Annotated in this window: 14 protein-coding genes and 1 pseudogene; 7 read left to right on the top strand and 8 right to left on the bottom strand. The window is 60.3% G+C overall.

Features of this window, described 5'->3' with window-relative positions:
• The first annotated feature begins 85 nt into the window (after positions 1-85).
• Together GSQ93_RS28260 and GSQ93_RS28255 are read left to right on the top strand one after the other, a co-directional pair.
• Positions 86-1,057: a LysR substrate-binding domain-containing protein gene (locus tag GSQ93_RS28260; protein WP_158938947.1), complete on the top strand. Its 972-nt coding sequence runs from the start codon at positions 86-88 to the stop codon at positions 1,055-1,057.
• 624 nt (positions 1,058-1,681) lie between these two features.
• Positions 1,682-3,064, top strand: a complete 1,383-nt coding sequence (locus tag GSQ93_RS28255) for a sigma-54 dependent transcriptional regulator (protein WP_158938946.1) — start codon at positions 1,682-1,684, stop codon at positions 3,062-3,064.
• A 103-nt stretch (positions 3,065-3,167) separates the two neighbouring features.
• On the opposite strand, the gene GSQ93_RS28250 is transcribed toward GSQ93_RS28255, so the two are convergent.
• The gene (locus GSQ93_RS28250; protein WP_254074109.1) at positions 3,168-4,877 is read right to left on the bottom strand and encodes an IlvD/Edd family dehydratase; all 1,710 of its coding nucleotides are present in this window, start codon (positions 4,875-4,877) and stop codon (positions 3,168-3,170) included.
• 588 nt (positions 4,878-5,465) lie between these two features.
• A pseudogene (gene mnmD / locus GSQ93_RS28245) lies at positions 5,466-6,179 on the bottom strand (tRNA (5-methylaminomethyl-2-thiouridine)(34)-methyltransferase MnmD); the annotation flags it as partial.
• 286 nt (positions 6,180-6,465) lie between these two features.
• On the opposite strand from mnmD, the gene GSQ93_RS28240 reads away from it, so the two are divergent.
• Positions 6,466-7,047 carry a DJ-1/PfpI family protein gene (locus GSQ93_RS28240; RefSeq protein ID WP_158938943.1) on the top strand — a complete coding sequence of 194 codons (582 nt, stop codon included), beginning with the start codon at positions 6,466-6,468 and terminating at the stop codon, positions 7,045-7,047.
• A gap of 512 nt (positions 7,048-7,559) precedes the next feature.
• The gene (locus tag GSQ93_RS38370; RefSeq protein WP_254074100.1) at positions 7,560-8,006 is read left to right on the top strand and encodes a ProQ/FinO family protein; all 447 of its coding nucleotides are present in this window, start codon (positions 7,560-7,562) and stop codon (positions 8,004-8,006) included.
• Positions 8,007-8,276: 270 nt separating this feature from the next.
• Here GSQ93_RS38370 and GSQ93_RS28230 read toward each other — a convergent pair whose 3' ends face one another.
• Positions 8,277-8,519, bottom strand: coding sequence for a hypothetical protein (locus GSQ93_RS28230; protein ID WP_158938941.1), 243 nt, complete (start codon positions 8,517-8,519; stop codon positions 8,277-8,279).
• Positions 8,516-9,403 (bottom strand): DUF4148 domain-containing protein, encoded by an 888-nt coding sequence (locus tag GSQ93_RS28225; RefSeq protein WP_158938940.1) that lies wholly within the window; start codon positions 9,401-9,403, stop codon positions 8,516-8,518. Before GSQ93_RS28225 ends, GSQ93_RS28230 begins: the two co-directional genes overlap by 4 nt.
• A gap of 406 nt (positions 9,404-9,809) precedes the next feature.
• On the opposite strand from GSQ93_RS28225, the gene GSQ93_RS28220 reads away from it, so the two are divergent.
• Complete coding sequence (locus tag GSQ93_RS28220; RefSeq protein ID WP_158938939.1) at positions 9,810-10,433, top strand: ATP-binding cassette domain-containing protein; 624 nt, start codon at positions 9,810-9,812, stop codon at positions 10,431-10,433.
• A 78-nt stretch (positions 10,434-10,511) separates the two neighbouring features.
• On the opposite strand, the gene GSQ93_RS28215 is transcribed toward GSQ93_RS28220, so the two are convergent.
• Positions 10,512-11,312 carry a DUF2182 domain-containing protein gene (locus GSQ93_RS28215; protein ID WP_254074099.1) on the bottom strand — a complete coding sequence of 267 codons (801 nt, stop codon included), beginning with the start codon at positions 11,310-11,312 and terminating at the stop codon, positions 10,512-10,514.
• Between the two features lie 52 nt (positions 11,313-11,364).
• The gene (locus tag GSQ93_RS28210; RefSeq protein ID WP_158938937.1) at positions 11,365-12,135 is read right to left on the bottom strand and encodes a thioredoxin family protein; all 771 of its coding nucleotides are present in this window, start codon (positions 12,133-12,135) and stop codon (positions 11,365-11,367) included.
• A gap of 127 nt (positions 12,136-12,262) precedes the next feature.
• Between GSQ93_RS28210 and GSQ93_RS28205 the strand changes: the two genes are divergently transcribed.
• Both GSQ93_RS28205 and GSQ93_RS28200 read left to right on the top strand, forming a co-directional pair.
• Positions 12,263-13,483 carry a helix-turn-helix domain-containing protein gene (locus tag GSQ93_RS28205; protein WP_158938936.1) on the top strand — a complete coding sequence of 407 codons (1,221 nt, stop codon included), beginning with the start codon at positions 12,263-12,265 and terminating at the stop codon, positions 13,481-13,483.
• Positions 13,484-13,492: 9 nt separating this feature from the next.
• Entirely contained in the window at positions 13,493-14,182 is a 690-nt protein-coding gene (locus GSQ93_RS28200; RefSeq protein WP_158938935.1) for a PQQ-binding-like beta-propeller repeat protein, read from the top strand.
• 19 nt (positions 14,183-14,201) lie between these two features.
• Here the strand turns inward: GSQ93_RS28200 and GSQ93_RS28195 are convergent, their stop codons facing one another.
• Both GSQ93_RS28195 and GSQ93_RS28190 read right to left on the bottom strand, forming a co-directional pair.
• A complete protein-coding gene (locus tag GSQ93_RS28195) occupies positions 14,202-15,929 on the bottom strand; it encodes a glycerol-3-phosphate dehydrogenase/oxidase (protein WP_158938934.1) in 1,728 nt (575 codons plus the stop codon).
• Positions 15,930-15,943: 14 nt separating this feature from the next.
• The gene (locus GSQ93_RS28190) at positions 15,944-17,467 is read right to left on the bottom strand and encodes an FGGY-family carbohydrate kinase (protein WP_158938933.1); all 1,524 of its coding nucleotides are present in this window, start codon (positions 17,465-17,467) and stop codon (positions 15,944-15,946) included.
• Positions 17,468-18,196 lie beyond the last annotated feature (729 nt).

The raw sequence follows: 18,196 nt of genomic DNA, 5'->3' as shown, positions 1-18,196 counted from the left end.
TGCAAGCCTTCGGTTGCTCAAAATATACGGTGCGATTTTTTTGGCTGCAATTCCCGAATTGTTGGATCAGGCATAACATGAGGTCATGCCTAATCTACGTAAAAAACTGCCAAGCGCGAATGCGCTATTCGTCTTTGAAGCTGCGGCGCGCTGCGGCAACTTTACCCGTGCGGCGCAAGAGCTGTACGTGAGCCAACCCGCCGTCAGCCGAATGCTGGCGCGCATGGAAGACCACCTGGGCGTGCGTTTGTTCGAGCGCGTGCGCGGCGGTATCGAACTGACGGAGAACGGCCGGATCCTCTATACGAAGATATCCGAAGGCTTTAGCGGGATTGAAGGCGCGATCCGCGAGATCGAGGCGCGTGCAACCGGGGTGGAGTCGGTGACGTTATCGGTATCGACCGCATTCACCACGCACTGGCTGATGCCGCGCATGAACCGGCTCAACCAGGCATTTCCCTCCGTCGACCTGCGCTTTCAACTGATTTCCGGGCGCATTGGCGGACCGCTTGTCGACGTCGATCTTGGCATGCGCTTCATGACGCAAGACGAGATAGGCGCGAACAGCGTGCTGGTCATGCCTGAAGTGCTGCTGCCGGTGTGCAACCGCCAGTATCACGAGCAGGCGCTGCTGGACGAGGCTGGCACGCATGGCGACACCGTGATCGTCATGGACGATGGCGAGCGTGGCTGGCATGACCGCTTCAGCGCGTTTAGCCAGCACAAGCGGCGCGCGGCCAGCATGCTGAGCTTTAACGACTACGCCATCGTCGTGCAGGCGGCGTTGCTTGGGCAAGGCATTGCGCTTGGCTGGCTTAGCGTGGTCTCGCACTGGCTCGCGGAAGGCGCGTTATTGCCGGCCGAGCAGGAGTTGCTTGTGACGAGCAGGCGGTGTTGTCTGGTATCGCCAGAAAGCCGGCCGATGCGTCCGGTGGTCGAGGCTATCCGCGACTGGATCGTCGAGGAGACGCGTGCGGATATGCGCACCGTCGACCGAGCCTATCCCGCGCTTGGAATTCGCGATGCGCTCAAAGGTGCTGGCCTGGTGTTGGGATGATGCGGACCAGGGGGAACCCAATAGACCGGATATGAGCTTAGCCGGCGCGGTGCTTGGTCCTTGCAATGTTCATACAATTAATTAGCTGTCGCGCTGTTTTCAGCCTAAATTAGTAGTTGCCTCCATTGCCAATTGCGACGCCCGCAATCACACAGCGCTTATTCGCAGCCGATTCAATCTCCCCTGATGTGTCGCGTTTGCATGACAATCGAGCCGAATCCTCACCTGTAAATGGGCGAAAGTGAAATATCGTGAAATAATTAGTCATGGCACTAAAAAGTAAACCGACCGGCCGCATGCGCCGATAACATGTGCTATTAAGAGCTACAAAGGCTAATTACTGCAAAAAATGCTTGCCGGTGAGAACAAAAAACCCGTGACCTGGTTCTTGCTTGGCGCTCACCCGAACGGGACGTGAACTGCAAACGGGGCTTTATGGCATGACCAAGAGACAGCCGATCAACCTTCGATTCCTTCAAGTTTCCGCGTACTGAGTCGATATAACTAAAGCGCGTGCAGTTTTCGTGAGGCCGGCAACTGCAACTTATCGCCACGTGCCCAAAATGTGCTGACCCCGCAGCGTCTTGATAGCGGTGTTCGCTATAACTAACCGGTATGACTTTCATGGCTGCTTCTTCATCGCTTCCCAGGCATCTGTTTTACGTAGGCGATCCTTTGACGCTCGAACTTCGCTCGCTCCTGGATACGCGCGGCTGGACAGTCAAGGTCTTGGAACTGGACCGTGAGTTGGGGAATTTCTCATCAAAGCCCAGTGGGGGCTTACTCGATTTCTCGGCGCGAAACGTCCTGGCCAATTTGCGGCTGGCCGAAACCTGGCTGTCAGTAAAAACAGTGGGCTGGCTGGCGCTCTTGTCCCCGGCACAACTTGAAGATTCAACTATCCGGCGTCTCGTCCGGGATTTTTGCTTTGATTATGTAACGCTTCCTGCGTCGGGCGACCGCATTTTGAACGCGTTGGGCCATGCTTACGGAATTGCTGCCTTGCATGATGGAGGCGCTCGTGACCCCATCAACGCGAAAAGCGATAGCAACGCCGAAGGGGACATGATCGGCTCCTGCGACGCCATGCTTGCGCTCTTCCGCGCGATCCGCAAAGTGGCCATGACCGACGCGCCCGTGTTTATCTCCGGCGAATCGGGAACGGGTAAGGAGCTGACGGCGCTAGCCATTCACGCGCGGTCGGTGCGGCGTGATCAGCCCTTTGTTGCGATCAACTGCGGGGCCATTCCCGCGCATCTTTTGCAGTCCGAGTTATTCGGTTATGAACGCGGCGCGTTCACGGGCGCGAATCAGCGCAAGATCGGGCGCGTTGAAGCGGCGAACGGCGGCACGCTCTTCCTCGATGAGATAGGCGACTTGCCGCTGGAGAGCCAGGCGAGCCTGTTGCGTTTCCTTCAGGAACGCAAGATCGAGCGACTGGGTGGTCATGAGTCCACCTCGGTTGATGTGCGCATTGTCTCGGCCACGCACGTGGACATGCAGACTGCCATGGTCGAAGGCCGGTTTCGTTCCGACCTTTACCACCGCTTGTGCGTGCTGCAGATCGATGAGCCGCCGCTGCGAGCGCGTGGCAAGGACATTGAATTGCTGGCTCGGCACATGCTGGATCGATTCGAGAAAGACGCTAGCCGGCGGATACGCGGTTTCGCCCCTGACGCTATCGCCGCGATTCATAACTATGGCTGGCCCGGTAACGTGCGGGAGTTGATCAACCGCGTGCGGCGCGCGATCGTGATGGCCGAAGGCCGGTTGATCGGCGCGCATGATCTCGAACTCGGCGAGTTTGCGGAATGCGTGCCCATGTCGCTTGCGCAGGCGCGCGAAGTGGGAGAACGGCAGGCTATCGAAATGGCTCTGCTGAGGAATCGCGGGCGCGTGGGCGATGCGGCGCGCGAACTCGGTGTGTCTCGTGTGACCCTGTACCGGATCTTGTCCGCCTACAACATGCGAGATGCAGAGACACCATCGGGTCTTGGCCTGGACTAGGTCCTGCCTTGGGAACGATCATTGGTATGGCTGCGGCGCTCGCTCTCCGGGCCGTGTGTCAAACACGGGCCGAAGCGCGAGCTCTTTAGCCTATCGACCGACTCTATTTTTCACCCGCCTTATTCTGCTGCTGAAGACTTTCGCTCTGCAGGAAATCGAAGTCCACTCCCTCATCCGCTTGCGTCACGGTCTGCAAAAACAACTTCCGGTAGCCACGTCCTGCAGTCGGACGAACCACGGGGTTATTGAGTGCACGCCGATGCAATTCAGCCTCCGGAACGAGCAGCACAATCTCCCGGTTGATCACGCTTAAACGAATCCGGTCGCCATTGCGGACATGGGCAAGCGGGCCGCCAATGGCTGCTTCCGGCGTAACGTGCAGAACAATCGTGCCGAACGCGGTGCCGCTCATGCGGCCGTCGGAGATCCGCACCATGTCCTTGACACCCGCTCGCGCCAGCTTGCGCGGAATGGGGATATAACCCGCCTCGGGCATTCCGGGTGCACCCACCGGGCCAATGTTTTTCAGCACGAGAACGTCTTGCGCGGTGACGTCAAGCGTTTCGTCATCGATCCGGCTGGCCAGGTCTTCTAGATTGTCGAATACGACCGCGCGCCCTTCATGCTCCATCAATGCAGGATCAGCAGCCGATTGCTTGATGATCGCGCCGCCCGGCGCGAGATTGCCGCGCAATACCGCAAGGCCGCCTTGCGGATAGATCGGATCACTAAACGATCGCACGACATCCTGCCGATACCCGGGTCCGCTGAGCGCGATCTCCTCCCCAAGCGTGCGCCCAGTGACGGTCAGCGCGTCCAGATGGAGCAACGGCTTGAGTTCGCGCAGCAACGTAGCCATGCCGCCCGCCTTGTGGAAGTCTTCCATATAGTGCTGGCCGGTGGGTTTCAGATCCAGCAGCACCGGCGTTTCCTTGCCCATCCGGTCGAGCGTGTCCAGATCGATCCGATGCCCAAGCCGTCCGGCGATCGCCGTCAGATGAACAATCGCATTGGTCGAGCCTCCGATTGCCAGCAGCACCCGCATCGCGTTGTCGAAGGCTTTTGCGGTAAGGATCTTGTCGATGGTAAGACCGTCGACCGCCATCTGAACCGCCCGTGCGCCCGTTTCTTCCGCCACGCGAATTCGGTCGGCCGTCACCGCTGGAGGCGACGCGCCGCCGGGAACCGTCATGCCCAATGCTTCCGCGACACACGCCATGGTGCTCGCGGTGCCCATCACCGAACACGTACCCACGCTCGCGACCAACTGGTTGTTGACGTCGGCAACCTCCTCCTCCTCGATCTCGGTTGCACGAAACCTGGCCCAATAGCGACGGCAATCGGTACATGCGCCCACGCGTTCGCCACGGTGCGAGCCCGTCAGCATGGACCCGGTGATGAGCTGGATGGCAGGCGTGCCCGCGGACGCTGCGCCCATCAATTGCGCGGGCACGGTCTTGTCGCAACCGCCTATGAGAACGACCGCATCCATGGGCTGCGCGCGAATCATTTCCTCAGTATCCATCGACATCAGATTGCGCAGGTACATCGATGTAGGCGACGCAAAGCTTTCGTGGATGGAGATGGTCGGGAAGTCCATCGGCAAGCCGCCGCCGAGCATCACGCCGCGCTTCACCGCTTCAATCAGTTGCGGCATGTTGCCGTGGCACGGGTTGTACGCGCTGCCTGTATTCACGATACCGATTACCGGCCGGTTCAAGGCCTTGTCGGTATAGCCGGCGCCCTTGATGAACGCCTTGCGCAAGAACAGCGAAAAGTCCTGGTCCCCGTACGACGTGAGTCCTCGCTTCATGCCGGTCGCGCTGACCGGGGCTTGCTTGTCGCTTTGCTGGTCATCCGGCTTGTCATCCGGCTTGTTGGATTGATCGGGCATTGGGGAATTCCCTATTCAGTGAATGATGTATCGCGCCCGGGCGTCGGCTGGACTCCGGTTCGCCGAGGCCGCGCGAATGTTCTAGAGTCTATTGCGATGCCCCGGGCATGGTGAAATCGGCTGCCATCAACTATTGATCAAGCGTGTCGCCAGGTCGACTCCGGAAGCTTGAGCGATGGACGTACTGTGCACCGTTGATCATCGTTTCGCCAATGAGCGATCGCGTGTTTAATGGCGGGAAGCAGTGGCAACGTCTGGAATATCTTGGGCCTCGCCGTGGCACCTTCCTGCAACGCGGGCGCGTCAGCCTGGGTTCATCCGGAAGTGAACGGCAGCGTGCTCGTTAGTCGAATTATGGCAAGCGCGGACCTAACGGGAAAGCATGCATTCCGTGGTTCACTCGATAAATTTTTTTGCGTTCTGCGATGCGCTTCTGGCCGGCCACTCGGTCGATACGCTGGCGACCCGGGCGTCGGACGCGGCATACGGGTTTCTACCCACGTCTTAGCGCGGCGCGATGCGACCCACGAGCATCGCGCGTTTCCAGCCAAAGCCTGCCACTTTTCGATATTCAAAACCCGCTTGCAGCAACGCGCGTTTCACATCGCCGGCGCTGGTGTAAGTGGAAAACGTCGCGTCGCCAACGGCTAGTACAGCAAGTGAATTGAAGATCGCAGGCGTCCAGAGTTCAGGATTCTTCGCCGGTGCAAAACCATCGAGATAAAACGCGTCGGCACGCAACTGCAGTGCGGGCAAGATATTTACTGCGTCACCAAATATAAGCGTCAGCACGACGCTGCCATCGTCGAAAACGAGTTGATGCGTGCCCGGTTCCATTGCCGGCCATGCGGCGATGAGCGCGTCGGCCAGTGCAAGGACCTGTGCATCATCGACGGTCACCGAGTAGGCGCGACGCAGATCGTCCGCCGAAAATGGGTGCTTTTCGATCGACACAAAATGCAGCCGTTCGCCGCGTTCCGGGTCAGCTCGCCACGCGGCCCAGGTCGTCAGGAAGTTGATGCCCATGCCGAAACCCGTTTCGAGCACGGTGAACGTTGGACGCCCTTGCCATCGCTCGGGCAAGCCGTTGCCCTGCAAAAATACGTGGTGCGACTGGGCAAGACTGCCCACAATGCTGTGATAGATATCGCCGTATTCAGGCGAATACGGCGACCCATTGGGACGGAATGCAAGCGCGGCGGGAATCAGCGAATCGGTCATGCAGCTCGGATGTCAGGGAGGGAATGCGAGGAATCATGTTTGACGGGTCGCGGCCGCATCACGGCCGCGCACTCCCGTAGAGGTCCAGCACGTTAGCAAAAATGGCCGGCCTCAGGCGAAAAATGCGCAGAACAAAATCCTCGCCGCTGCGCCATGCTCAATTCGGATTTATTCGGCAAACGGCAAAGTATCCCCGTTCTGCCATGAAGACAAGCTAAGATAAATCGAGTGGTGCCGGTTCGACCGGGCCGCGTCCGCGCGTGATTTTCTTTGACAGGAGAACAAGATGGCAGCCAAGAAGATCTTATTTCTGACCGGCGATTTTGCGGAAGATTATGAAACGATGGTGCCTTTCCAGGCGCTGCAAATGGTGGGTCATACGGTGCACGCCGTGTGTCCCGGAAAGAAGAGCGGCGACAAGATCAAGACCGCGATTCACGACTTCGAGGGCGACCAGACCTACACTGAAAAGCCGGGTCATCTGTTCGCGCTGAATGCGAATTTCGATGACGTCGATGTCACCCAGTACGACGCGTTGATGATCGCGGGTGGCCGTGCGCCGGAATACTTGCGGTTGAACAAGCGGGTAATCGAAATCGTACGGCAGTTCGCTGCGGCCGAAAAACCGATCGCCGCAGTCTGTCACGGCGCTCAATTGCTGGCGGCAGCCGATGTCATTCGCGGCAAGCGGATTTCCGCCTACCCCGCTTGCGCGCCGGAAGTCCAGTTGGCGGGCGCCGACTATGCGGACATTGAAGTGGACAGCGCGGTCACCGACGGCAATTTCGTGACGGCCCCCGCGTGGCCCGCTCATCCGCAATGGCTAGGTCAGTTCCTCGCTCGGCTTGGAACCGAAATCTCGCTCTGAGCGATACACTAATTTGCGGTGGCCGCTCGCGTGGCGAACTGGACGCTTCCGAGCTCGTGAGAGGGCTTTGAGAGCGTCCGTGGAGAGCAGAAACCATCTCGGTCCACCCCGAAATTCGCCAGCGTCTGGCGGCTGTATTCGGGCAGTTGCCGACGTCGGTTGATGCCGCGATTGGGTGAAGATTGTCCCGGCCGCCGAGGCTTGCAGAACGCAGGCCCCGGCAGGCTGCTAGAATTGACGTTTTACTTGCCTGGTCATGTGCTATGGGCTTTGAACAGCTCGCTGTATTGAAACAACAATTCGAGAAAGAGAAACAGGCGAAACGCGCGCAATCAAAGCCCGTGGCGAAGCCTGCGCATAAGCCTGCCCCCGTGCATGCTTCCAAGCCAGTCTCGAAGCCAACCGCTAAGCCCGCCCCCACGCAGGCCTCGAAGCCCGTCGCCAGGCCATCGCGTCCTCCTCGGCCGGCGCCCCGGCCTGCTGCGCCTGTCGCGGCGGTCAGGTCGAAACCCGTGGACCCCGTGGTCTTGACCATCGGGAAGCTGCAAAAACGGTTTCCTAAAGCGTTCCCGAAAAATCCAGCACCCAAGGTGCCGTTGAAGATCGGAATTTTTGAAGATCTTCTGGCGCACGCGACGGAGTTGGCGCTGACTGAGACGGAGTTGCGCGCGGCGATCAAGATTTGGTGCCGTGGCAGCCGCTACTGGACGTCGATGGTTGAAGGCGCAATTCGGGTTGACCTCTCCGGCGAGGAAGGCGGACGGGTGTCGCCTGAAGATGGCGTCCGCGCGACGAAGCTCGAAGAGGGTCGTCTGGCCAGAGTCGCGTCGAATGCAGCGGCGCCTGAAAAGGCGGCGGTTGCTGAAAGCGCAACGGCTCCTGAGAGCACAGTGGCTCCTGAGAACGCAGTGGCTGCTGAAAAAGCGGCCGTTTCGGACTCCGAGAAGGTTGACGGATAAAAGCAGACGGAAGCGGGAGGTTTGCGGCGCGTCCGCAGCCTCCCGCGCACACGTGCGCTAGAACTAAGCTGGTTGACACGTCAAGAACACTTCGCCGACATGTACACGGAAACGAAGCGGTGCACTGCGGTATAGGCAATGTTGTTAAGTCCGTATTGTCCAGATCGCCCCCGGTCGGGATGAACGCAAACGCCCGCCGCTCAGCCACTTCCAGCGCTCGATGGCGCCGGCCATTGCTCGAATCACCATCACAAAATTCCAAAACGCACACTATTCACGATGATGCGACGTGCGGCGCAGCTTGTCGCACCCAATCGCCATCCCGAACGAAATCGCCCAGAAGGCGATGATCGCGCCGATGAAAACCAGGTCCATGATTTGTCTCCTGACGGATTTGTAGTCTTTGTCCTTTAAGACTAGGCAAGGACCGGTCAATGCCGCGTTAAGAGATCGCCTGAGCGCGTCAACAGAAGGTAAAAACACCGCGAACGGATCGCCGCGCGGCTCGCTCATTTGCTTTCAAATTCCGTCTTGATACTGCTTGGCACGCCACCGGGTCCGGAAGGATTGGGGTTGCCATAACGTGGAAGCGACCCGTCCGCACGGGCGCGCTCCAGCTCGGCGCGCACCTCTGCACGTGTCTTCGGACCCTGAGCAATTTGCACTGGCGGCGGCCTTGGCGCTACAGGCTGGGCCGGTGGTAGCGTTTGTTCGGTCGGCGGTTTCGCGCGCGTCAGCGCGGTTCGTGGCGGCGTGCGGGCTATGGTGGGTGCCGTGGTGGGTGCTAGCTCTCGCCAACTCGATTCCGTCCTTCTGACGCCCAAGGCCGGGCTTGCTGCGTCGGCATATACACCGCTGTTCGATGGCGCCCCGATCTGCGCGGCTTCCGTGATCCGTAAGCGACGCGACGTGCTGATCGTATGCTCGCGAACGGGGGATGTGCTCTCATGCGAACGTCCGGCCCTCGCAGGCAAACGCGGTGTAGACCGGGTCGGCGCTGCTGTATTCCGCGGGTTGTCAGGCGGAGCAACCGGAGGCACAAGATCAGCTTTTTCCTCACGCGCCTGCAACTCCTTCTGGAGTGTCAGGGCGCCGCTGTCATCCATGTGAAGCTTTTGCACCGCCCCCAACAGCACTTTGGCAGAGGCAAGGTCATTGCGTTTCAGGCTGTCCCGAATCGCCTGAAGAATGTGAGAGATCTCATCGGAATGACCGTTCGCGGAAGCCGGCTCGGATCTCGGGGTTTCGACCGGGCTATTGTCCAGTTCGCCGGAGATTGAAGCGTTATCGCGCTGGGAACCTGATCGCGCTCCCGCCAGTTTGTCCTCGCCTGACCGCATTACCGATGCGCCAATCACCAGCGCACCAACAAAGAGGCCCGCGAGGAGTGTCCTCATCGGGTTGCTTATCATGAAGTCTGTCCCGTAGCTCGAAATGCGCATTGAGTACGCGGGTAGCACCGGCCTGACCGACCTTCACTCGGCAAGGATGAGTAGCACGCATCGACGCAGCATGAAAGGACCAAAAGAACCGCATTTGAACTGCGGTTCCGCCACCGAGCAACTACGCGCCTAGACGTGCGATTGGATGCGCCAATCCCTAGCCGATATCCGCCAAAATCAAGATTGTCGTCGGCTTACCAACAGTGCTGTTCGCCATGGCGCTCGTGGTCCGTCAAGGTGCGCAAGCGTGCGCTGCTAAACTTGCGGTGTTCATCCCCGCACGATCCGTGCCGCCCGGCACGATGCCAATCGGCATCCGCCACGGTCGCGCGGCGATTCTTCTTCCGACTAAGTGCGACCCATGCTTCGATTCGAGCACCTTCTTAAACGTTACGATGAGCGCGTCATCTTCCAGGGACTGCGTTATACCGCCGGCACTGGATGCGTGGCGTTGAACGATGAAACCGGCAGCGGCAAATCCACCTTGCTCGGTATCCTCGCCGGTGAGATCGAACCTGACCAGGGCGAGATATGGATAGACGGGCATTCACTGCGCAGCGTCCCGATCGAGGCAAAGTCCTTACTCGCGTACGTGCCGGACGACTGCATGCCGTACTCGCTGCAGACCGGTCGCGCGTATCTGGAACTGATGGCGTCGAACAGGAAAACAACTGTCGGCAGCAAAACGCTCGACTTGGCGGATCGCTTTGGCTTGACGCCACATCTGGAGAAACGGTTCGAGCAAATGTCGTTTGGTACGCGCAAGAAAATCTTCCTGACGGCGGCTGCGCTGGGCGATGTGAAGGTCGTTATAGCAGATGAACCAGGCGCCGGCCTCGATGCCCCCGCGCGTGCTGTCCTGGTTGATTTGTTCAAGATGCTGGGTGCAGACCGGACGGTTTTCTTTTCAAGTTATGACGAAGATTTTGCGCAGGCTTGTAACGCGAAAATGATCAGCTTTACTGAACTTGTCGTGGTGCTGTAAGTAGATACCGGAAGCATCGACGCGTCTCGTGAACCATCTCCCTTGAACGTACCTCTCTCTCGCGATGGTTCCAATCCTTCATCCAAGCCCCTTTGCTCGCCCAATCAGGACCACTCCAGCTATAACAACTACGACGCCGATAACTCTCGCCACGCGCTCACCGGCCGGTGCGAGACGTTCGACGGTAATGGCTGCCGTCACGGCAACCATCACGCGCAGATCCATGACGCCAATCACGAGCAGGGTCGCTGTCAGGCCGGCGCAGCAGGTGCTGCAGTGAAGACCCAGGCGCAGGCCATGTCGCCAGGCCGTGGCGGCGTCCGCCTTCAACGCTTGTGGCTTCAGGCCGTGCCCCGACGTACCCCGACAGCAGGCAAGGTGACGCGCTTTCCACGCCGTGAACTGGAGCGCGCCAGCGATCACGACGACCACGCCGGACGCGATCGGAACAACGCGCGCGAGTGCGGGCAACTGCATCTCCAGCACTGCCAGCGCGCTGCCCAGCTCAAACGCGGCCATTCCCCACACGGCCCACACGCAAAAGTACCCGGCGCCCACCAGCGCGGTCAACCGATCCAGTCCTGTCTCGCCTGTCCTGTCGACGGCCTGACGGTAGCGCCACAGCATGGGCGTGAGAGATGGCAGCATCATCGCCACCATCATCGCGACCCACATGCCGATGAACGACGCCGCGGCATTGGGCCATGTCTGTCCGCACATCCGCATCCACGCCATTGACATCGTCCAGCCGCCAGGCATCGGCATCTCTCCCATCGCCTGCATAGAGGCGCATCCGACGATCGTCACTGCGGTGCTGGCAGCGAAGAGCAGCGCCGAGACGCCGAGGAAGGCCCGCTGGGAACCTCGTTCGGAAACCATGCTTTGTGGCATCTTCCCCCCCCCTTTGCGCCAGCGAGACCCACGGCATGATTCAGCGCTTGCTGTATTCGTCGTGACGCTTCCACCAGACGCCTGTCTCGTTGCGCCCCTTGGGCGCGCGGTCAAGCCACTGGTACATGCCCCAGATGCCGTCCACGCCGCGCGAATACGCGGAATAGGTGTGATAGACAACGCCGTCCTCAAGCACGAACGCGCTGATGCCCGGTCTCTCGCGGGCGTAGGCTGCCGTGTCGGTTCCGGACATGGCCGCGAACGTAGTGGCCCCGTCGGGTGTCGTACGCGAGGGTATGTCGACCACCGGCGCCTCGCGAACGTAGTTGTATTCGACCGTCCCCTCGCGCTGTTGCTGCTCCGTGAGCGAGATGTTGAAGTCGAAGTTGAAGTCGCTGCCGAACGAGGACGCCCAGGGAAAGCTCCACCCCATCCGACGCTGATACGTCTGCAATTTCTCAAGCGGCGCCCGCGACACCGCCGACAGCGTCACGTCGTGGTTCGCAAGGTGCACCACCACGCCGTTGAACCCGTCCGCGATCGACGAGCAGGACGGGCATCCCGCCGTGTAGTCAGGTCCGAACATGAAGTGATAGACCAGGAGCTGGGAGCGCCCTTGAAAGAGGTCTGTCAGCGAGGCACTGCCTTCGTTGGTTTCGAACCGGTAGTCCTTGTCGATGCGAACCCACGGCAGTGCTTGACGTTGCCGCGCCAGCTCGTCGCCGCGCCGGGTGAATTCCTTCTCGGCCGCAAGCAGTTCGAGTCGCGCTGCCAACCATTCTTCACGTGTACCGGTTGCATGTGTTGTCATCGTCCTTCCCTCCGTCAGGTGTTCTTCGTCGTTCGTTCAACTCCCGATCCGACATGCGGGTTGGTGATAGATTAGTACGAGGCATCGAACGGAGGGAGTGACAAGTGTGGCGGGATTCGAATAGACCATGGACCCACTAATTGCGGTCGCGGGACGTGCGCTCGCGACGGGTGACCCTCTCGGCGCGCTGAACCAGATCGCCTTGCGCGACGACGCGCCCGCGCTCGCGCTTCGAGGCATCGCGATGGCGCAACTCGGCGATCTTGTCCGGGCGAAGGCGCTCATGCGGCGTGCAGCGCGCGCGTTCGGTCCGAAAGAGGCCGTGGCCCGCGCGAGGTGCGTCGTTGCCGAGGCCGAGATCGCGCTCGCCTCAAGAGACCTGGGCTGGCCCGCGAAGACACTCGACGCAGCGCGGGTGACATTGGAAGCGCACGGCGACCGCGTAAACGCCGCGCATGCGCGGTATCTCGACGTCCGGCGTCTCCTCCTGGTCGGCTCTCTTGATGACGCCGAGCGGGCGCTCGCCATGCTTGATCCCACGCCCTTCCCGCTCGCCTTGAGGGTCGCTCACGAGTTGGTCGTTGCCGGCATCGCCATGCGGCGTTTCCAGACGAAGACTGCGCGCGCTGCGCTTGCCCGGGCCGAGCGCGCCGCGCACCGTGCGGGTATTCCTGCGCTTACCGCGGAAGTCGAAAGCGCGGCGCTCATACTGAACACGCCCGCCGCGCGCTTGATTTCGAGTGGAGGGGAGAAACTCCTCCTGCTCGAAGACGTTGAAGCATTGCTGGCGTCAAAGGCGCTTGTCGTCGATGCATGCCGCCAGCTCGTGCGCGACGCAAGCGCCGTGGTCTCGCTCGCGCGCCGCCCGGTGTTGTTCGCGCTCGCACGCGCGCTGGGCGAAGCGTGGCCCGAAGACGTGCCCAGGGACACGCTCGTCGCGCGGGCGTTCCGGGCAAAACACGCCGATGAATCGTATCGCGCGCGCCTGCGTGTTGAAATGGGACGGCTTCGTAAGGTGCTGGGCACGCTGGCCGGCGTGAGCGCGACGAAGCGAGGGTTTGTGCTGGTGCCGCGTGCTGCACGCGAGGTCGTTGTACTGGCGCAGCCGGTTGAAGACAAGCATGCGGCGGTGCTTGTCTTCCTCGTCGATGGCGAGTCGTGGACGAGCTCGGCTCTGGCACTTGTGCTTGGCGCCAGCCAGCGCACCGTGCAGCGCTCACTCGACTCGCTTGCGGCAGCAGGTAAGGTGCAGTCGTTCGGCCGCGGGCGGGCACGTCGCTGGATGACTCCGCCCGTGCCCGGATTCGCGACGAGCTTGTTACTCCCCACTCCACTACCCAATGATTAGGATGGCACCATGAAACGATCAGAGGCCGAAATCATCCGTGAATATGGGCCCTTTCCGGGTATCGACAACGTGGCGGGCGTCACGTATGACGGTCAACATGTCTGGTTCGGATCAGGAGACAAGCTGAACGCCTTCGATCCGGCGAACGGCGACCCGCCGCTACGCTCGCTTGATGTCGCCGCCGATGCAGGAACGGCCTTCGACGGTACGCATCTGTTTCAGATCGCCGGGGATCGTATCCAGAAGATCGATCCGACAACCGGCCAGGTTCTTGCGACTATCCCCGCGCCCGCTGGCGGCGCTAACTCGGGGCTCGCGTGGGCAGAAGGGTCGCTCTGGGTGGGGCAGTATCCGAGCCGGAAGATCCATCAAGTCGATCCTGAAACAGGGGCGATTATCCGCGCCATAGAATCCAACCGCTTCGTCACCGGTGTGACCTGGGTTGACGGCGAGCTCTGGCACGGCACCTGGGAAGACGACGCGAGCGAGCTCAGACATATCGATTCGCAAACGGGAGAGGTCCTGGAGAGCCTCGAGATGCCCGCCGGTGCGGGTGTGTCGGGGCTCGAGTCCGATGGCGGCGAGCAATTCTTCTGCGGCGGCGGAAATAGTGGAAAGGTAAGAGCGGTTCGCCGCCCCCGGCGAGACTCCGCAGCTGGCAGCGACGCCGGGATTCGTGTCGACTCTACTATCGAATAGTCCAAGCGATCCGGCTTGCTTAGTGCGCAAGCTCAGTATCGCGAAGCACCATGCCGTGGCGCTGCCGGGCGATGTCACGGGACGATTCGATTTCCAGCCGCGTGCGGATCGGGTCCCACCCCAACGCGCGGCCCGCGATCGCCGCAGTCTCATCCAGTAAAGCACCGGTCAATTGACCGGAGATCGCGATCGTCGTTCGGCGGAAAATCAGATCCGCAAGATGCGTCACGGTTTCGTGCTCACACAGGTACTGAATCTCTCGCACGGTGTAACTCGGCTCGCTCGCGAGCGGGCTGTCAGGGGACCCGTCGTGCATGAGCGAGCAGAAGGCTGCGATGGCGGATGCACTCGTGCCGTAACGCGAGAATAAGGTCTCAGCCCGTTCGACCGGAACACCGCAACGCGCGGCAAGCGCGTTGATCCATGCAGCCCGATCCTCAGTGGTGCTTGGAAAATCATGGCCACCCCCAATTGCTTCATCGCGAGTGCTGATCCTACGCGAACGCCCGAGGCGCTTGAGCGTATCGTCGGCGACGGATTCGGCAAATCCCCGGAAGGTTGTCCATTTGCCGCCGACCAGCGACAGCACAGGAATCTCGGTATTGGGCAGATGATCGACGTGCACCACATGATCGCGGCTGACGTCGCCCGGATTCGCGGCATCGGAATAAGGCAACGGCCGTACGCCGCTATAGCGAAACGTGATGTTCGATGCATCCAGTTCCAGGCGAGGGAAGATTTCCCGCAGGACGCCGAGCATATAGTCGACCTCGCTGTCCTCACAGCGAACCTGGTCGGGATCGCTCACGCGGATATCGGTTGAACCGACCAGAAGCCGATCCATGAACGGATACACAAGACAGATACGACCGTCCTTCGAGCCGAAGTACACCATGCGGCCCCGTAGTTGCGCATGGAGCGCGGGATGAGTCACGATCAGGTGCGAGCCCTTCGCTCCACCGATGTACTTTCGCGTGATGCCAAGCGAATGGTTCACGGTGTCGATCCACGCGCCACCCGCGTTGACGATGAGGGTGGGTGTGACAGGAAAGAGCCGCTCTGACACGAGATCCCGCAGCCAGACCGTGTCGCCTTCCACGTGATCAACCGTCACGTAGTTTGCCGCCGCAGCTTCTTCGCAAGCGGCCAGTCCATCGGCTACCAGTTCGTAGTTCAGTCGCTCGGCCTGAGTGACTTGTGCATCGAAATACGTAGCAGTTGCCTTGATGGCGGGATCGAGCAGCGGCAGATTTTGAAGCGAACGCTTCCTGAGCGCGACGTGATGGCGCGGCATCGTCCGGTGATGGCGGCCGAGAAAATCGTAGATCGTGAGACCGAGTTTTGAAATGATCGCACCGCGGTCAGCGAGCTTCGACTTGACACCGAAAAATCGCAACGTAGACGCCACGATGCCGCCAAAGTACGAATGAATCGGCAGGACGGTCTCTAGCGGCAGCACAAAGTGCGGCGCGTTTTTCAGCAAAAGATTGCGTTCAAGCGTGGATTCGGCGACGAGGCCAAATTCACCGGTTTCAAGATACTTCAGGCCGCCGTGAATCAGCCTCGACGGTGCCGAGCTTGCGCCTGAGGCGAAGTCAGCCTTATCGATCAGCAGGCAGTCGACCTGTTGCAATGAGAGGTCACGGAATAGCCCTGCACCATTAATCCCGCCACCCACAATTAGCACGCTGACACGGCGTTGCTGAGTCAGCCGGTCGAGGAAGAATTCGCGGGATCGTTCGGTCATCGCTTGTCTCGTGATCAATGCGCAGTGGCTGCGCGATTGAGCGCCGGCCACAATGGATTCATGCCTGAAACGAGTTGCATGTACAGGGTGTATGACTCGGTGAGCTGGGCGTGACGCTCCGGGTCCGGTTGGTGCGTCCGCTGAATACGGCATGCATGCGACGCCGCCTCCGCCAGCGATGCGAACGCGCCTGCGCTCACGCCAGCACAGAGCGCTGCGCCAAGGGCACTTGCCTCCTGATTTTCCGGAATATCGATAGGAATCCCGAGGGTGTCGGCAAACAACTGGGCAAGCATGGGACTTGATGATCCTCCACCCGTGAGACCCGCCCGTCGCGCGGGAAGAACGCTGGTTAGTGCTTCGACATGGTATCGGTGATTGAAGACCATGCCTTCGAGCACCGCCCGTGCCAGATGCGCGCGACGATGCCAGCCGCGGATGCCGAAGAACGACGCGCTCGCGGGCTGCTCGAAGGGGGAACCGAACAGGAACGGATGGAACATGACGGAACTCGGCTCGGCGAATGCAGCTTGCAATTCGTCTCCGATCAGGTCGAACAACGAGCATCCGCGTTGCGAAGCCTGTTGCGCCTCGTGCGCAAAAAATTCACGCAGGAACCAGTCGACGTTGCTCGACGAGGCCGGTGAAATCGACATGTTCATCCATTGACCCGGACGTGTGCCGTTGCGGCACGACCAGCGCGGATCCAGTTGCGGACGATCCGACAGGATCTCGTTGATGCTGAAGGTTCCTGCCGTGATCGACACGATACCCGGCTCCGTGTTGCCCATGCCGACGGCACTGGACGTGACATCGTGCAAGGTGCACGCGACCGGCGTGCCCTCCTTCAGACCGGTTTGCGCGGCGGCTTGTGCGGTGACATGTCCTGCTATGGCCGTGGAGGGCACGATCTGCGGCAGTGCGTGGCCAATGGACGCGAGGCCGTATAGATCCAGAACATCGGCACTGTACTGCTGCGTGCGGACATTGGTAAAGGATGAACTGGCTTCGGTCGGATCGGTTGCCGGGACGCCGGTCAGACAGAGACGGAGCCAGTCCTTGCAGAAGAGTACATGGCCAATCTTTGCGTACCGCTCGGGTTCATTGACCTGGATCCATTTGAGCAGGCTGACAGCGGCGTAGGGATACGGCTGCTGCCCGGTCAATTCCAGCGCCTGTTGCAGCACGCCGGCTTCGCGCCATTGCTCGCGGACATCGAAGGCTCGGCTGTCGAGCGACAGCATCCCGGGGCCTAGCGGAGCGCCAGCGCGATCGACCAGATATAGGCCATCGCCGTGACCGGTTACGCCGACCGCTGCGATTGCATCGGCGGGCAGTTGGCTCTGCTCGAGCGCATCGCGAATGGCGCCGCTTGCCGCGGCCCAAGTTTCTTCCATGTCGCGTTCGACGTGACGGGGGCGCGGTTGCCGTTGCTCTACACGCCGGGAGCCGACGGCGACGGTGTGGCCAGTAGTGTCGAAGATGACGGCCTTGGTCGCGGTTGAACCACTGTCGAGGCCTAGCAGATATGTCGGCATGGTGAATTTGGTTTCGTTCGCACTCGGGGTTGGGCGGTGGTTATGTTGGGGGTTTGGTTTTGGGGGTTAGTGGGCGGAGTTGGGGTGCCAGGTTCTGGGGTTAGTGGTCGGAGTCAGTGCCAGGGTGCTAGGTTCTGGGGTTAGTGGTCGGAGTCAGTGCCGGGTTGCTAGGTTCTGGGGTTAGTGGTCGGAGTCAGTGCCAGGGTGCTAGGTTCTGGGGTTAGTGGTCGGAGTCAGTGCCAGGTTGCTGCTTTCAGCGTTAGCGGTCTGCGTGAGTCAGATTTTCTCTCTATCACTGTTAGCCACTATGCGTGGCGGCACGTCATTTCTTTGTCCAAAGCGACAAAGAAACGAAGCAAAGAAAGCGCTTTTAAAACACGCTACCCTAAGTGTCCACAGCGTGCAGTTTCTATTCATAGGTGCCCCAAAAGTACGGTGCTCGCCAGAGCCTCGGATGTGTGAAACCCTCCTTCTCCGAACTCAGGTTCTGACACGCTTCGCCACCAGTGATTGAACCCGCCCATGGTTCACCCCGCGCTATCCGCGTGAACCAACCACCAAATCAGTACGCATGACGAACCACTTCGCCAACCCACTACACGACCAAGCAACGAGGCCGCAAGCATGCGTGAGCCGTATTCCATGAAAACGACCGTGCACCCCACGCAGCCAATTCAATCAAAAAAATTAAGCCGTAAATATATGTTCAGCCTTATGGCCCACTAAACT

This window comes from Burkholderia sp. S171 (assembly GCF_009766085.1).
GTDB lineage: Bacteria > Pseudomonadota > Gammaproteobacteria > Burkholderiales > Burkholderiaceae > Caballeronia.
The sequence above is the reverse complement of the archived record's forward strand: the minus strand, read 5'-3'. Positions and strand labels throughout refer to the sequence as shown.

Bases quoted from the DNA above. Each gene is read 5' to 3' on its own strand.
- GSQ93_RS28260 (WP_158938947.1), top strand. From the start codon at position 86: ATGCCTAATCTACGTAAAAAACTGCCAAGCGCGAATGCGCTATTCGTC.
- GSQ93_RS28255 (WP_158938946.1), top strand. From the start codon at position 1,682: ATGGCTGCTTCTTCATCGCTTCCCAGGCATCTGTTTTACGTAGGCGAT.
- GSQ93_RS28250 (WP_254074109.1), bottom strand. From the start codon at position 4,877: ATGAAGCGAGGACTCACGTCGTACGGGGACCAGGACTTTTCGCTGTTC.
- GSQ93_RS28240 (WP_158938943.1), top strand. From the start codon at position 6,466: ATGGCAGCCAAGAAGATCTTATTTCTGACCGGCGATTTTGCGGAAGAT.
- GSQ93_RS28230 (WP_158938941.1), bottom strand. From the start codon at position 8,519: ATGAGCGAGCCGCGCGGCGATCCGTTCGCGGTGTTTTTACCTTCTGTT.
- GSQ93_RS28225 (WP_158938940.1), bottom strand. From the start codon at position 9,403: ATGAGGACACTCCTCGCGGGCCTCTTTGTTGGTGCGCTGGTGATTGGC.
- GSQ93_RS28220 (WP_158938939.1), top strand. From the start codon at position 9,810: ATGCTTCGATTCGAGCACCTTCTTAAACGTTACGATGAGCGCGTCATC.
- GSQ93_RS28215 (WP_254074099.1), bottom strand. From the start codon at position 11,312: ATGGTTTCCGAACGAGGTTCCCAGCGGGCCTTCCTCGGCGTCTCGGCG.
- GSQ93_RS28210 (WP_158938937.1), bottom strand. From the start codon at position 12,135: ATGACAACACATGCAACCGGTACACGTGAAGAATGGTTGGCAGCGCGA.
- GSQ93_RS28205 (WP_158938936.1), top strand. From the start codon at position 12,263: ATGGACCCACTAATTGCGGTCGCGGGACGTGCGCTCGCGACGGGTGAC.
- GSQ93_RS28200 (WP_158938935.1), top strand. From the start codon at position 13,493: ATGAAACGATCAGAGGCCGAAATCATCCGTGAATATGGGCCCTTTCCG.
- GSQ93_RS28195 (WP_158938934.1), bottom strand. From the start codon at position 15,929: ATGACCGAACGATCCCGCGAATTCTTCCTCGACCGGCTGACTCAGCAA.
- GSQ93_RS28190 (WP_158938933.1), bottom strand. From the start codon at position 17,467: ATGCCGACATATCTGCTAGGCCTCGACAGTGGTTCAACCGCGACCAAG.